Origin of the sequence: Yoonia ponticola, assembly GCF_014199395.1 — a bacterium.
Lineage (GTDB): Bacteria > Pseudomonadota > Alphaproteobacteria > Rhodobacterales > Rhodobacteraceae > Yoonia > Yoonia ponticola.
In genome coordinates, this window is record NZ_JACIJM010000018.1 from 24,838 (window position 1) to 40,067 (window position 15,230).

Here is a 15,230-nt window from a genome sequence, read left to right on the forward strand (position 1 = left end):
TATCAGTGGACTGGAGATTATGACAGACAGCGCAATTCCAAAGTATCAGGCAGTTCATGACGCACTTCTGGCGCGGCTTTTGGCAGGGCATTATTCTGTTGGCACACGTTTGCCGACCGAAGGCGCGCTGTCCGATGCGTTTGACGTCAGTCGCGTCACCATCCGCAAGGCGTTAGAGCTATTGGTGCGTGCAGGGTATCTGACTGCCAAACAGGGCAGCGGCTACGTCGTGGCGACGGTTTCGCCTGCGACCTCAACCTGTATGGCGTCCTTTACAGATCAGGTTTTGAACGAAGGGCGTATTCCGGGCGCGAAACTCTTGAGCCTTGAAAATCCGACTGCGAATTTGAACGCAGAGGTCAGCAAATTGTTTGACGAACCGCTGGTTCTGATCCAACGCTTGCGCACGGTTGATGGGTTGCCGCGCATGTTCACGCAAACGTGGGTGCCGGTGCGCCATGCGCCTACGATGTCGGCGGTAGACTTTCCTGAAACCGGCCAAGAACAATCTATCCTGCGCATTTTACGTCATGAATTTGATGTCGATTGGACCAGCGCATGTGAAACGCTAGACTCCGTTTCCGCTGATCCGCAAATCGCTGAACGGTTGGGTGTGCCCGCCGCGACGCCGATCCTTTCGCAAGCATGTACTGCATTTGATACCAAGGGCCAGCCGGTCTTTTTTGATCAAGTGTATCGCCAAGGGCCGATCAACTTTGATCTATCCAACGGCTCAACCCAACAAACCAGCGCCTAACTTCGGAGTTTTCGCATGTCCCTGACCATCGGTCTTATCAACGCTTCATTGCCCAGCTACTTTCCCCAACGCCACGGTGTGTTTGAGGATGCGCGTCGTATGCTGGACTCTGTGGCACAGGTCGGTGGTTACGATATCGTTGCGGCGTCAGTGATCCCGATGGACGCCGCACAGGCCCGCGACGCGATGGCGGAACTCAAAGCGGCGGGGGCTGATTTTGTCCTGCTTTTGCATGGCGGTTTCACGATGGGCGACGTCGTGCGCGAGATTGCCAAGGACAGCTTGCCTTTGGGTGTTTGGGCTACGCCTGAACCGACTTTGACGGATGACGTGCAGCTGAACAACTTTGTCTCGCTGAATATGTCGATGTCCATCGCACGCGGTGTCCGTGATTTGGCGCGGCATCCGGTGCAATGGTATCTTGGCGGACCGGATGATGCCGAATTGCGTGGACGTTTAGAGCAAACTTTGCGGGCGCTGTCTGCGCGCAAAAGTTTGAACGGCGCACGGATTGGCGTTGTGGGTGGTCTGGCCCCCACGTTTTACAACATGGAAGTGTCGTCTGACACCTTGATGCGCAGTCTGGGTGTGTGGGTCGAACATGTTGATATCCACAAAATGACCGATTTGATGGCGGCGCAAACCGCAGCAGATGTTGCCGCAGAGTTGGCAGAAATGACGCAAGCGGCACAGGTCAAAGGTGTATCTGACGCCCAGATGGACCTGACTGTGCGTGCCGTTTTGGCATTGCGGGCCATTGCGTCAGAAGGGGGATATGACGCCCTGGCCGTTTCCGATTGGCCTGCTTTGCAGGAAAATCCAGGGATGCATCCAGGTGCGGCATTCACTTGGCTCGAGGAAAAAGACAAATTGCCTGTCGCCTCAGAAGGCGATGTCTTGGGGGCAGTCACGCAGCTGGCGGTCAAGGCTTTGACGGGGCGGGTAGGGTGCCTGCTTGATATGACATCACCTGACCTGAAAGCGGATCAGATTTTGATGTGGCATGGCGGCGGTGGCCCTTTGTATATGGCCAAAGACCAGCCTGCTTGGATCAATCATCCGATGATCGGACGCGGCACGCCTGATGGTCCGATTTTTGGTGCGATCGCGGATTATGAATTTGCCCACGGGCCGGTCACGGTTGTGCGCGTGGCACGTCACGGGACGGCGCAATTCGTGGTTGAAGGCGCTGTCAGCGCAGGTCCCGAAGCAGGCTTTATTGGCTGTCGTGGTTGGGTCGGTTCGTTCTCAAGCAATCTCGGTCCATGCAGCGCTAGCGATATTGTGACCACGGTGATGGAGCAAGGCCTTGAACATCATTTCGTTTTGGTACCAGGTCACGAGGCGTCGGTGTTTGCAGAGTTTGCGGGGTGGTGCGGGATGCAGCCGCTTGACGTCATCACGACGCATTCCAGACTGCCAAACTTCCGCAATTAGGAATCTTAACAGTTGACACGAATGCCTGACTGTTTAGTATTTGTATTAACAAATTGAATACTATAATTCAAACCATGGAGGGGAGGCCTAGGTGACTAAAGTTCAACTGAAAGGCGTTCGCAAAGAATTCGGTAAATTCGTTGCGATCTCGGAAATTGACCTAGATATCAATTCGGGAGAGCTAGTTGCTTTGTTGGGTCCTTCGGGGTGCGGTAAAACGACAACGCTGCGGATGATTGCCGGCCTCGAAGTGCCATCTTTCGGGCAGATATTGTTCGATGATCAAGACGTATCCGAGGTTCCGGTCCAAGACCGCAATGTTGGTATGGTGTTCCAACGTTACGCTTTGTTCCCACACATGACGGTCGAGAAAAACGTGATGTTCGGCCTCAAGGTGCGTGGCACCCCGACTGAAGAAATCAAACACCGTCTCGAAGAGATTTTAGACGTCGTTCAGCTTCAACAATTCCGCCATCGCTTTCCAGCCCAACTGTCAGGCGGGCAGATGCAGCGCGTCGCAATCGCACGCACGCTGATCACAAATCCTTCCGTGTTGATGATGGACGAACCGCTTGCCAACCTCGACACAAAGCTACGCGGCGAGATGCGACGTTTTATCCGCGACTTGCAGCAACGTCTTAATATCACGACGATATTCGTGACACACGACCAAGTGGAAGCCATGGAATTGGCTGACCGTGTCGCGGTGATCTTTAACGGCAAACTCGCGCAATATGATGCGCCGGATGCTTTGTATCAGCGCCCCAACAGCATTGAGATTGCGGATTTCATGGGGGCTGACAACATTTATGAAGCGCAGATTAGTGCCGGACGCGCAAAAACTGCGTTTGGCGAACTACAACTCGATCAACTTTCCAATCCTGTCAGGGACGGCGTCGGGCACGTATTGCTACGCGCCGAGGCTGTTGACCTTTTGCTTGAGGCTGATGCCGCAAGCGAGAACGTAATTCCGGGCAAAGTGACCGGACGCGAATTCTTTGGCGCGACTGTGAATTATACTGTGGAGTGTAACGGCGAAACAGTCACGGTGAATGAACAATCCCGACGTATGGTCGACGTTGGGCAAGACGTTTGGTTGAGCATTCAACCGCATCGCATCTGGGTCATTCAAGACACTGCGTAAGGCCAATTACGATCATAGGGAGGAATAAACATGAAAAAACTAATGATGGGTTTGTCGGTCACGGCAAGTTTGCTGTCCAACACGGCAATCGCCGAAGACGCAGAGGCGCTCGCGTTTCGTGAAGCGTTCTTAGCGGGAGCACTGTCTTGGGAGGACGTTCTTGCGCGCGCAGCGACAGAAGATGCCGTTAATCTTTATTACTGGGGTGGTAGCGATCCGCTGAACGTTTGGATGGATCAGGTTGTCACGCCAGACCTTGCCAAATTGGGTGTAAAGCTAAATCCGGTGCGGATTACCGGCACAAAAGACGCGATTGATCTCGTGCTTGCTGAAATGGGATCGGGTCGTGGTTTGGGTGAAGGCAGCGTTGATGCGATTTGGCTCAACGGTGAAAACTTTGCGACATTGCAACGCCAAAACGCTTTGTTCGGATCGTTTGCCGAGAGCCTGCCGAACAGCGTGAACATCGAATGGGACGAGAGTGACCCGCGGTCGCTTTTGAACCTGCGCGACTTTGGTGTGGTCACGAACCAAGCCGAAATGCCGTGGTCAGGTGAGCAATATGTTTGCGCGACCAACACCAATCGTCTTGCACATGCAGATGCGCCAAGCACCTTTGCGGAATTGCAGACGTACCTCGAAGCGAACCCCGGTAAATTCACCTATGTGAAACCGCCGCATTATGTCGGCAACACGTTTGTCCAAGCAGCGGTTTACGCGCATAACCCTGATGGCACGGGCGCAGAGCCATTCCAAAGCGACGCTGCAGATTTGGGCGCAGAAGAGCTGGCACGTCTGATTGCACCGGGGATCGAATACCTGAAAACGATTGATCCATTGCTGCTCGGTGCGCAAAGCGGGAATGCCCGTTATGCCGAAGACACTGCCGCACTTGATGGCATGTTTTTGAACGGTGAAATCGACATGTCCTGCAACTTTGGCCTCTATGCCGTTGCTGTTGGGCTTAGCACGGGTACATATCCTGAAGGGGCAGAGGCGTTTGTCTTCCCAGAAGGCAATATGATTAAGAACAAGAACTACCTCGCGATCCCTGCCAATGCACCAAACCCAGCGGCCACGCTTGTCATGGTCGATTACATGACTTCGGTTGAGGCCCAAACAACCAAACTGCGCTTTACCGGATTCCCTCCGGGCGTTGATCCTTGGAAATTGACCGATGACGAAGTTCAGGCATTGACCGAAGCGTCTCCAGGTTTGATCGGTGTGACACAAGCAGAGTTGGACGCGAACACAGCCCCGGATACCAATGCGTCTTTGGTGGATGTGATCGAGGCCACGTGGTTGGAATATATTGAACGTGACAGCACGGACAGCATCGATGTGATCGTCGCCCGCGCGTATGAAAACCTCGCTCAATAGGGTCGGTTTTTGACTTGAAGATGCCAAGCCCCTTATGTCGTTAGGGTCTTGGCAACTGATCGCCACAAAGGACAAATCATGCCCACTCCCAAAACAACGGAATTGGCCCGCCACCGCAAAGAGCGCATGTGGATGTGGTTGCAATTGTTACCTGTTCTTGCCGTGTTGACGGTCTTATTCGGCGGCGCACTTGTGCTGGCTGTGATGCAATCTCTTGGATTTGCACCTTGGTTCGGCGTGAACACGTTCCCTGACTTTAGTTATTTCGCAGCACTTTGGGGCGGTGGTTTCTTTTGGAAATCATTGGGACTAACACTATATTACGCGACCATATCGACGCTAATTGCATTGGTATTGGGCACGTTTCTCGCACTGGCGCTTGTGCGTCATTTCCCAAGCAAATCACTCTATAAATACCTCTACAAGTTACCACTGATGATCCCTTATACGGTCGGCATCGCACTGGCAGTGATCATGCTTGGTAACGGCGGGATGCTGTCGCGGATATTTGCCTTTGTCGGGCTGATTGGCGATCCTTCCGAGTTTCCTCAGATCTTGAAGACCCACTACGGTTGGGGTGTCATCGCGGTCTATGTCTGGAAACAAACACCTTTTGTAACCCTGACGCTTTACGCTGTTTTGCTGGGTGTCGGACGCGAAACAGAAGAAGCCGCGACCATTCTGGGCGCCAACAAGATGCAAGTCTTCTTTCAGGTGACACTTCCGCAAATTCTACCCGGTATCGTGTCGTCCACGCTGATCATCTTTGCCTTCAACATTGGTGCGTTTGAGGCACCGTTCATTCTGGGCGGCGGCTTTCCTGATACCCTGCCTGTGGTTGCTTGGCGCTATTTCAACGACGCAGACTACACGCTGCAACTTCAAGGCATGGCAACAGTCGTATCAATTACGCTGATCGCCAGTGGTATCTTGTACAGCTACCTCGCGCTTTACCGCCGGTACGAACGCCGCATTGGGAGAAACTAATATGGCCCGTCGTCAAATCAAAAGTGCTCTGAACACGCGTCTCTCGACGTTTCAGAAAATCTACCTGCTCCTTATCGCTGGGTTTATCCTCGGGCCGTTTATCCCACTGATTATCCAAAGTTTTGCGTTCCGCTGGGCGTGGCCCGATATGTTGCCAAGCACATGGTGGTTGGAGCAGCGCGAAAATGCGATGTTGCCCCTCGCATGGGACTACGTGATATCGCCCTATAGCCGTGTGTGGGAAGCAACTCTGAACACGATCTTTATCGGGACCGTTGTGACCGCGATTTGTCTTGTGATTTGTCTGCCAGCTGCGCGTGTGCTTGCACGTGAAAAGTTTCGTGGCAAGGCGGCGTTCGAATTCTTCCTGTCGATGCCATTGATCGTACCAGAGGCTGCCATCGGTATCGCGCTGTTGATGATCTTTATCAAACTGGGTCTGGCGGGTAGCTATTTGGGCATCATCATTGTGCATCTCATCCCGACCATTCCGTACATGATCCGCATGCTCACGGCGGTGTACCAAGGCCTAGGTCGTGATTTTGAAGAACAAGCGATGATCCTTGGTGCGACGCGTGGGCAGGTAATGCGTTTGGTGACATTGCCAATGCTATTGCCCGGTGTCGTGGCTGGGGCGCTGTTCACGTTCCTCGTCTCGACCAACATTTTTTTGCTGACGTTCTTCATGGGGCAGGGGCAAATCATCACCTTGCCGACCTTGCTGTTCTCAAAAATCGCTGGTGGCACGTTGGATGCATCTGCGGCCGGTATCACGCTGGTCGTGACCATACCGGGCATCATCCTGCTGTTGATCACCGAGCGCTTTATAAAAGAAGAGGCCTTTGGAAAAGGCTTCGGAAATTAAGGATTTACTATGACCACTCTCTCAGAGGCATCCGCTCGTTTCCCTAAACTTGATGCGGACTTGATGCAAAGCCGACTGGCGCGCCCAAAGGCTGGCACGCGCGTGATTATCGACACAGACACGGCGAACGAAATCGATGACCAATATGCGGTAGCATGGGCATTGTTGTCGCCAGAACGGGTGAATGTGATTGGCGTGACCGCTGTGCCGTTCTCGTTTCAGCATCATAAAGAAGGTCTGATCAAATCCGTCAATATTTTGAAAAATGGCGGTCCACAGAATGACGTCGAAGAAAAGTTCATGGGTGGGCTTGGCGGTTGGCCAAAACGCATTTTCGAGGCAGGCCGCAACGCCGAAGACGTGAAATTCGTGACACCTGAAGAAGGTGTCGAGCTATCTTATCAGGAAATCCTGACGGTCTATGACAAATGCGGCGTCCCGTCCGAGGGCAAAGTGTTCCGTGGTGCGCCCGCATATCTGACTGACTTTGATACGCCGGTGGAATCGGATTCCACCCGTTTCATCATCGAACAAGCGCGCAAACGCGATGATGGTCCAGTCTACATTCTGGCGATGGGGGCCCTGACGAATATCGCGTCCGCGCTTTTGCTGGCACCTGATATCATCGACAATATCGTGGTCATCTGGACCGCGTCATTCCCGAGCTATGCACCGTTCTGCAACGAACCGTCACTGAACCTTGTGCAAGATCGACTTGCATCGCAATTGCTGTTCGAGTGTGGCGTGCCACATGTCTATCTGCCGGGCTACCATGTGGGTGCTCAACTGAGCATTTCCTACCCAGAGATGGAGCAGTTCGTAAAACCCAAAGGCGCAATCGGTGCGTATTTGTGGCACTTGTACACGCACAACCCGCTTCACGAAATGTTTGCTGTGACCAAACCTGAAACGAAAACCTGGGTGATTTGGGACATTATCAACGTCGCTTGGTTGTTCGATGACGCTTATGTCTCGATGCACATGACCACGTCGCCGGCGTTGAATGATGATTTGTACTGGGAAACCGATCCACAGCGTCATCTGATGGCTGAGGCTTATGACATAGATCGCGATGCCATTTTTGAAGATTTCTTCAAAACATTGGAACGTGCGCCAAGCGCGTAAACTACATCATTTGCTTTGAACACGTCGCGGTGGGCGTGTTCAAAGCCAAACTCTAAAGACCCAATAGCGCTACCCTGTTGGCGATGAAGCGGGCGTACAAAACCTGTTGCCTCACAATCTCATTCACATGATTGATGCCTAAAGCCGCAGGCTTGGCGTATATCGGAGTCCGATCCATGTTCACGCCAACGGTGTGCTTTGTCCTTCTTGCCGTCTTGTTTTCGGCAGTGATACGCGGCTTGGCGGGGTTCGGGTTTTCAATCGCAGCGGTGCCACTTGTATCGCTAATTTTGCCGCCAGTTGACGCGGTGACGCTGGCCATTTTGCTGCAACTGATTTTGGGCACATATGAATTATATGCCCTCAAAGGCCAGTCCGACAAAGGATCGCTTACGCGTCTCACAATAGGGGCCGTCTTCGGCACGCCCCTTGGAATCTACGCCATCACGGCCCTCAGTCCTGACGGCGCGCGCATCGCGATTTCAATCGCTGTGTTGCTTGGCCTCGCGATTTTGCTGCGCAACAAAACAACTGCACTGCGCCCAAACAACGGTCTTGAGATCGCCACGGGACTTGCGTCGGGTATATTTTCTGGCTTAGCTGCAATGCCCGGCCCACCTGCCGTAGCATATTATCTGGGTATCGGGATGCCGCCCAAGCAGACACGTGCGTCGCTGATGGTTTTCTTTTTCTTCGTCTCAGTCATCGCAACACCCGGGCTTGCCCTCGCAGGGGCTATCAATGCGCAGATGCTTTTGTTGGTCCTAGTATGCGTGCCCGTATTTTTCCTCGGCACGTGGATCGGAGCGCGATGTTTTGCACGCCTCGGCGACACACAATACCGAAGCATCGCGATTACCGTGATGGCGATATCTGGTGTGTTGGCGGGATGGCGGGGTTTATCGGTCTATCTCTAGGCACGTTCTGAACCAGAGTGCGCAACACGATGGGTCGCGCGTTAACCCTAGGACGCAGAGAGGTGCTGCCGACGTGCCACCAGCATCTCTCTGCGAAATGGCCCAACCTCAGTGCGTACCGCGCACTGGATAGTCCTTATCGCGAATGAACTTTAGACCGTCGAGTAGACTTTTGAGGGCAGGGCGTGAAAACGGCGCATTCGACACATCCACGATATGCACTTTACCGTCAGCGCGAACAGCAAACGTTGCCGGTTCTGCAAAAGGACGATCCGTCTCTTCGGGACTGCGTGGATCAGAGATATAAACGCCAAGCTTGTCCATCTGCTCTGGGCTCAGGTCATATCCGATGGCGCCGTTGTAACCGATGTCATTTGCAGAGGCTTTTGCCTTCTCTTCCGGATCTGCTGACACGGCGAGAACGTCGACATTGATTGCGGCGAAGTCGTCCAGCATACCGTTCAGCTCGGTCAGGTAAGATTTGCAGATGGGGCAATGTTTGCCGCGATAAACGACCACGAGTTGCCAGTCACCGTTATCAGCGTTCGGGTGGCCGACTTTAACACTTTCATCGTTGAGCGTGTTGACTGTGATGTCTGGAAAAGTGGTGTCGGGCGTTAATACATTAGGCATGTAAGCATTCCTTCTCGTTTGGTTCAGTTGGATAACGGTCCGACACGCTGCATGGTTCCAAATTTTACTACTCACGAACTGTCGCCTGCTCGTTAACCGAGACCACCTTCCCAGTTGTGGGTGTGACGCAGCGCAAAATCTTAGAAAGTTGGTAAAAAAGCCTCGAGTTGCAAACGAAAGCGGCGCGGCAGCGTTGCTTGTAAAAACACACGTCCCGCAGCATGAACAGCGAATGCGGTATCCGGAAATGTGAATTTTCCCCCGAATTACATGTTGCGAGATAGTTAAGAATGGTTAATGCTAAGCGGTAGTAAGTGTTTACGAGTACAACCTCTAGGAGGTGTTTTGTGGCGAGTTTTCAGCCAAAACCGGATTCCGGTTATTACACTGTTGCTGACTGGTTAGAACTTCATGGTTTGGAAGTTCCGGTTGCTCGGGAATGGCTTTCCAGTGTCAGTGATCCCGAGTCCGCTGCTCAGAGCCGCAGCTCTGCTCAGGTTCTGCCGTCCGCCGAAGAAATTTGGTCACTCGCATCTCGGGCCCTTGTTGAGATTTTGCCAGAGATTTTAGAAGATATTGTATTCATTAGGGACCTATGCGAACGGGATTGGGATGCTCCGGCCGATGCGGTCCCTTGCACGCTAGATCGCGTTGAGCATCATACGCCACTGGTCTCGATGTGCTACCAAAGAACGCCGGAAGATGCGCTGTGCGTGGCACATGAATTTGGTCATGCCGTTCAGTACCATCTTGCTAGAGGATGTTTCATTTCGCCGATTTTGCGCGAAGTTGCCGCCTTCGCTGCCGAAAAGGCATTGATTGATTTTACGCATCGTGAGCGGCCTGATTTGTATGGATCATTGCGTGCCGCATGGGAGGCCGACAGTTGCGTAATCTTTGGCCGCGACGTGGAAAAACTGCACGAGGCGTTAACAGACCCCACGGCACCATACGCTTATAGGATGAACTATCCACTGGCACGATTGCTGGCCGAAGAGCTTCTTAACGCCTCTGATTTTGGTGATCTAGGAAAGATATATCGGGGAGGGCCGTCGCTACCTGTCCTGCTTTCGGCCATGAAAGACCGCAGGGGAGCAGCTATTGAGGGTAATTATCTTCCTCAGGTTCCTGATGCTGACGCCAGTAGCGCAGCTATGAATTCATATCAGTCACTCGGTATGATGGCGTTGCTCGATATTGATTATCTGGCAGGAGAGCCAGAAAAGAATATTGGGGAATATTATGCATCGCGGGTCGCGCATATGCATGAACAGACCGCGTTTGTGGCGATTGGTAGCGAAGGCAAGCCAATTGGTTATGCGAATTGGGAAGTAGATAAAAACGATGCGCGTCTAATCCGTTTAAAACGACTTTCAGCGCCTTTCGGGAACGACCTTGAGGTGCGCGAAAAGTTGCTGGCTCGCCTTCCTGAAAACGCAAAGCTGGTGACCTGTGACACGCAAGAAAAGCAGGTTACATGGTAAATTTAGATTACTACGCAAGCACCGGGTTTGCTCTCGAATTGCTCGCTCAGTCGCGATATCACAAGCAGCATCACTTTGGTGATTACTTCAGGACCGAAATCCTACCCGCGTTGTGGCGTAATCAGGCACGGTTTTACCTGACTGATGATGGCGTTCCGACGGCGATGGTCACGTGGGCATGGTTGAACGAGGATGTCGAAAAAGATCTCCATGCAACGGGCCGTTCGCTGGACGGAGAGGAATGGAATTGCGGGGATCGTCTATTTTTTAACGACTGGGTGACGCCGTACAACAACATTCGCGAGGTCGTCTACGACATGGCCCACAACATCTTTCCTGATCAGACTGCGACCAGCCTGAGACGCAACCAAGATGGGTCTGTCCGTCGCATCAATCGGTGGACTGGTGCGACCCTACGTTGTGACCAAGAGGCCGTCGCATGACGCATGCCGTGCCTTGGTTCGTTCAAATATGTCGATCAGTTATTTCTGGCGTTACTCGTTGAAGTGCGCCGATCCGATTTACGATCAAAATTTTTTAGATTGAGATCGTAAAATGGGTGACAGGTTCTTGAACAACCCGTCACCCGAAAAGCCGCTGGGAATAATCCCGGCAACTACAACAATGGCTAGGGTATCATATCTTGGCCTAAAACGAAAGTGAGACACGAAAATGTCAACTGTATACACAAAACCATCTTCCGACGATCTTTTTGGCGCGGTATCCTTCGGCGGTCACAAAACAAGCAAAGGCAATGCAAAAGCCCCTGCTAGCCCACAGTATGGTTATGGTGGTTACCACAATCAGCAACCTGGCGGTTCTCACGGTCACAGTGGTGTTTGCCCTCCAACGAACGCGTGCTCAACACCGCCAGCCGCAGGCGCTGGTGGCTGCCGTTAACTGAACGACTTGTGGTGCCCGGTTTAGCCGGGCACCTATCATCAGTCAGTTAGACACACATCATTTGAGTGCTTTCGTAAGATTTCTTTCAAGTTTGCGCGAGCATTGCGGTACATCGTTCCATCGCAAGACGCAGAAATCGTGATGGGTGCCACTTTGCCCAACGCTTGTATCACGACTGAAATTGTACAGGTTAAATAGTGCCTTTAGACAACAATACTGGCCGCGAGATTCCGCTGTCGTGGTTCACCCAATCGCTCAGGAAATACGCACCGTTATATATTGAACTGGTTTTTCTCGCGATTTGTCTACGCCTGATTGGATTGGTTGAACCATTCATCTTTCAGGTCATCATTGACCGCATCCTGCCATTCCAAAGGGAAGCATCCCTTGTTGTTGTCGTGGCGATCTTTGTGGCTGTGAGCCTATTTCAAATGGGCTTTGAAGTGTTATCTAGCCTGCTTGGCATTCTAACCGCGAACAAAGTGACCCGCGATTTAGGTGCGCGGATATTCGATCATTTGTTCAAGTTGCCGTTCAGCCATTTCCGGAAATGGTCGGTTGGCGAGACAATCGCACGGGTCAGTGAAACGGATACGATCCGCAATTTTCTTGTTGGAACTTCGACTGGTGTGTTCCTCGATCTTTTGTTTGTTGTAATTTATCTTGCCGTGCTTCTATCGCTTTCTGTGCCGCTTACGATGATCGTTCTGATTGCACTTCCATTACAGGCTTTAGTTTACTTTTCATTTGGTCCCTTCTTGCGCCAGCGGCTTCGGGCGCAGTTTGATGCCGGCGCACAACATCAAACACAAATGGTGGAAAATATCTCGGGTATTGCCGCGGTAAAGGCGTTGAGCGCCGAAGGTAAAATGCTGGACCGCCTTAGCCAAACGTTGGACAACAGTCTATTCGCAAGCTACCGCGTTGGTATCCTAAGCATATTTAGCGACAAACTGACGTTCGTCATCGAACGGGGCGTGACCATTTTTATTATCTATTTCGGTGCGAACCTTGTTTTTGCTGGTGAGATCACGCTTGGTCAACTTGTTGCTTTCTATCTGCTCGCCGAAAAGGTCACAGAGCCGATAGCCAACTTTTCGGGCCTTTGGGAAAGCTGGCAAAACATCAAGGTTTCACGCCAAAGACTTGGTGACATTGTGAATTCCGATATGGAGCCCTTCAGTGAACGCCCTTTGCTTTTGCCAGATATCGAGCCACGCCTGACGTTTGAAAACGTAACCTTTGCCTACATTGAGGGGCGCCCCATTCTCAAAGAATTCGATTTCGAGGCACCGCCGAATTCACTCACGCTGATCATTGGCCCGTCTGGAATTGGAAAATCAACCTTTGGCCGATTGGCCTCCGGTATTGATGTCCCGTCTGAAGGTCGCGTGCTGGTCGGTGGTGAAGATATCGCGAAGTACGAACCTCACGATATACGGACCAAGATCGCCTATATACCTCAAGAGCCTTACCTGTTTTCCGGCACGCTGCGTGAAAATCTGCTTATCGGCGAAGAAGACGCATCAACAGTGGACATTGAGAATGCTTTGCGGACGGCAGCGGCTGATACGCTTGTCGCGCAGTTGCCGATGGGGCTAGATACGAATGTCGGTGAACGCGGTTCAGCTCTTTCTGGTGGTCAAAGGCAGCGGATTGCGATTGCCCGTTCGCTGTTGAAAAAACCCAAAATCATTATTCTAGACGAACCTACCAGTGCGCTGGATGATGTTGCACAGCGTAATATGGTCGAAAAGCTCAAAAGTTTAACGACGACCGCTACCGTGATCGTCATCACCCACAGGGCAGACGTGTTTGGCCAACCCGATCAAATCATCGACTTTGAAAGACAGCTATGACTGACCGATTAGAAGAGCCGATAAGCATCACGTCCCCGATGTTGCACACAACGATCTGGTTCACGATGTCGGTCTTTGTCGCAATCATCGTGATGGCCTGCCTTTTCAAGGTAGAGGTTGTGGCGCGGGGGACAGGCAAAGTTGTGCCAGTCAGCCGCGTTCAAGTTGTGCAGCCCGAGTTTGATGGAAAAATCACTGCAATCAACGTCAGAAACGGGTCACGGGTCGCGCGTGGCGATATTTTGATAGAGTTCGATACCACTGATGCCAATGCAGACCTGAATACAATCACGGCAGAGATTGAACGGCTGACCATCGAGCGGGCCCGCATATCCGCTTTGCTGTTTGGCCTCGATAACGACGGCCTTTTGGATGAAGAGAACAGGCAGCAGGTGATGGCTTCGTTTTCAGGAAACATCGCAAACGACCACCCGATTTATGTTGAGCAAGCGCGATTGTTGGCCGCGGAATTGGATGATCTGTACGCCGCTCTCGCCCAGATCCAAGCTGGCATGGTTGCAAATGACAGATCAGTGGATGTCACGCTGGCGAATATTGCACGCGTGGAAGCAACCATTTCGGTCCAAGAAGAACGCCTGACCATTGCACAAGACCTGCTAGATCGCGGCACCTCTAGCCGGATTTCATTCATCGATGTCCAAGAGGCATTCATATCCTTGGAAAACGAGCGCGAGATTTACCGACGGGAGCTTGACCAAAAGCGCAGCCAAGTCACATCACTGCTGGCTGATCAGCGTAGTATCGTTACGGGACGCCGCAGTCTTCTTTTGGAACGTCGGTCAGGGATTGAAGCACGACTGGCAACGCTTGAAGAGCAGCTTCGTAGTTCTGAGCGGCGCATGAGGGCGGCCAAACTGGTCGCGCCAATGGATGGCATCGTGGACCAACTTGACATATTTACAATCGGGGCAGTGGCACCCGCCGGAGAGGAAATTTTGCGGGTCGTGCCTGAAGATCAGGACATAGAGGTGATCGGAGTTTTCACCAACAACGATATTGGATTTGTTGAAATCGGGCAGCAGGTCAACATTAACCTCGACGCTTATCCCTCGGAACGTTTCGGATTTGTCAAAGGACGGGTTTTGGATGTGGCCGCCGACTCGACAGAGATATCAGACGGAAAGTGGTCCTTCGAAGTGCGGATCACTCCTGATGAACGCGAAATGATCAGCGGCTTAGGCAAAATCACCTTGCTTCCCGGAATGACTGCAGTCGTTGACATCACCACAGATAAAAGAAGACTAATCAGCTACTTTTTCGCGCCGATCGTCGACACTGTTAACTCTGCTTTGGGCGAGAGATAACAGGGGTTATTTTGACACAAGCGGCGTCTCCGCCCGCCACGATCATAGTCGTTTTGATGTTTTGTGTTTTTCTGTCCAAATTGGTGCACGGCAGATGACCTGAGCCCCAAGTTCCCTCCAGCTTGGCGCGGAGTCCTTGGGGTTAAATCTTTGGCCTTAGGCAGCCATCTTGCCCATCGCCTTTCTCTGCAAAAACTCCATAGGTGTCAGATTGCCCAAAGCTGAATGCGGTCTGCGCCAGTTGTAGTCCTCCTGCCACTCTTCCAGCGTTTGTCGAGCATCGTGCAATGTACCTAACAATGTCTCGTTCAAGCATTCATCCCTGAGTTTGCCATTGAAGCTTTCGATAAAGCCGTTCTGTTGGGGCTTTCCTGGCGCGATGTAATGCCAATCGACGCCAGTATCCTGAACCCA

The 15,230-nt window shown here is 52.2% G+C and carries 14 protein-coding genes; 12 read left to right on the plus strand and 2 right to left on the minus strand.

The window, feature by feature from the left end; translation table 11 throughout:
- The first annotated feature begins 19 nt into the window (after window positions 1-19).
- The 8 genes from FHS72_RS17900 (at window position 20) to FHS72_RS17935 (ending at window position 8,612) form a co-directional block, all read left to right on the plus strand.
- Window positions 20-757: a GntR family transcriptional regulator gene (locus FHS72_RS17900; RefSeq protein ID WP_183531108.1), complete on the plus strand. Its 738-nt coding sequence runs from the start codon at window positions 20-22 to the stop codon at window positions 755-757.
- Window positions 758-772: 15 nt separating this feature from the next.
- Complete coding sequence (locus FHS72_RS17905) at window positions 773-2,194, plus strand: L-fucose/L-arabinose isomerase family protein (protein ID WP_183531109.1); 1,422 nt, start codon at window positions 773-775, stop codon at window positions 2,192-2,194.
- A gap of 91 nt (window positions 2,195-2,285) precedes the next feature.
- A complete protein-coding gene (locus tag FHS72_RS17910) occupies window positions 2,286-3,338 on the plus strand; it encodes an ATP-binding cassette domain-containing protein (RefSeq protein WP_183531110.1) in 1,053 nt (350 codons plus the stop codon).
- A gap of 30 nt (window positions 3,339-3,368) precedes the next feature.
- Complete coding sequence (locus tag FHS72_RS17915; protein ID WP_183531111.1) at window positions 3,369-4,718, plus strand: ABC transporter substrate-binding protein; 1,350 nt, start codon at window positions 3,369-3,371, stop codon at window positions 4,716-4,718.
- A 78-nt stretch (window positions 4,719-4,796) separates the two neighbouring features.
- A complete protein-coding gene (locus tag FHS72_RS17920; RefSeq protein WP_183531112.1) occupies window positions 4,797-5,705 on the plus strand; it encodes an ABC transporter permease in 909 nt (302 codons plus the stop codon).
- Window position 5,706: 1 nt separating this feature from the next.
- The gene (locus FHS72_RS17925; RefSeq protein ID WP_221235477.1) at window positions 5,707-6,570 is read left to right on the plus strand and encodes an ABC transporter permease; all 864 of its coding nucleotides are present in this window, start codon (window positions 5,707-5,709) and stop codon (window positions 6,568-6,570) included.
- Between the two features lie 9 nt (window positions 6,571-6,579).
- On the plus strand, window positions 6,580-7,695 hold the full coding sequence (locus FHS72_RS17930) for a nucleoside hydrolase (RefSeq protein WP_183531113.1): 1,116 nt from the start codon (window positions 6,580-6,582) through the stop codon (window positions 7,693-7,695).
- A gap of 176 nt (window positions 7,696-7,871) precedes the next feature.
- Window positions 7,872-8,612: a sulfite exporter TauE/SafE family protein gene (locus tag FHS72_RS17935; RefSeq protein ID WP_183531114.1), complete on the plus strand. Its 741-nt coding sequence runs from the start codon at window positions 7,872-7,874 to the stop codon at window positions 8,610-8,612.
- A 108-nt stretch (window positions 8,613-8,720) separates the two neighbouring features.
- On the opposite strand, the gene FHS72_RS17940 is transcribed toward FHS72_RS17935, so the two are convergent.
- Window positions 8,721-9,245 (minus strand): peroxiredoxin-like family protein, encoded by a 525-nt coding sequence (locus FHS72_RS17940; protein WP_183531115.1) that lies wholly within the window; start codon window positions 9,243-9,245, stop codon window positions 8,721-8,723.
- A 347-nt stretch (window positions 9,246-9,592) separates the two neighbouring features.
- Between FHS72_RS17940 and FHS72_RS17945 the strand changes: the two genes are divergently transcribed.
- The 4 genes from FHS72_RS17945 (at window position 9,593) to FHS72_RS17960 (ending at window position 14,816) form a co-directional block, all read left to right on the plus strand.
- The gene (locus tag FHS72_RS17945) at window positions 9,593-10,729 is read left to right on the plus strand and encodes a hypothetical protein (RefSeq protein WP_183531116.1); all 1,137 of its coding nucleotides are present in this window, start codon (window positions 9,593-9,595) and stop codon (window positions 10,727-10,729) included.
- Window positions 10,723-11,172: a toxin-activating lysine-acyltransferase gene (locus FHS72_RS17950; protein ID WP_183531117.1), complete on the plus strand. Its 450-nt coding sequence runs from the start codon at window positions 10,723-10,725 to the stop codon at window positions 11,170-11,172. Before FHS72_RS17945 ends, FHS72_RS17950 begins: the two co-directional genes overlap by 7 nt.
- A 657-nt stretch (window positions 11,173-11,829) precedes the next feature.
- On the plus strand, window positions 11,830-13,491 hold the full coding sequence (locus FHS72_RS17955) for an ABC transporter transmembrane domain-containing protein (RefSeq protein WP_183531118.1): 1,662 nt from the start codon (window positions 11,830-11,832) through the stop codon (window positions 13,489-13,491).
- On the plus strand, window positions 13,488-14,816 hold the full coding sequence (locus FHS72_RS17960; protein ID WP_183531119.1) for an HlyD family type I secretion periplasmic adaptor subunit: 1,329 nt from the start codon (window positions 13,488-13,490) through the stop codon (window positions 14,814-14,816). The genes FHS72_RS17955 and FHS72_RS17960 overlap by 4 nt, the downstream gene beginning before the upstream one ends.
- Before the next feature lie 156 nt (window positions 14,817-14,972).
- Here FHS72_RS17960 and FHS72_RS17965 read toward each other — a convergent pair.
- The coding region (locus tag FHS72_RS17965; RefSeq protein WP_183531120.1) for an integrase core domain-containing protein at window positions 14,973-15,230 on the minus strand (258 nt) is incomplete at its 5' end.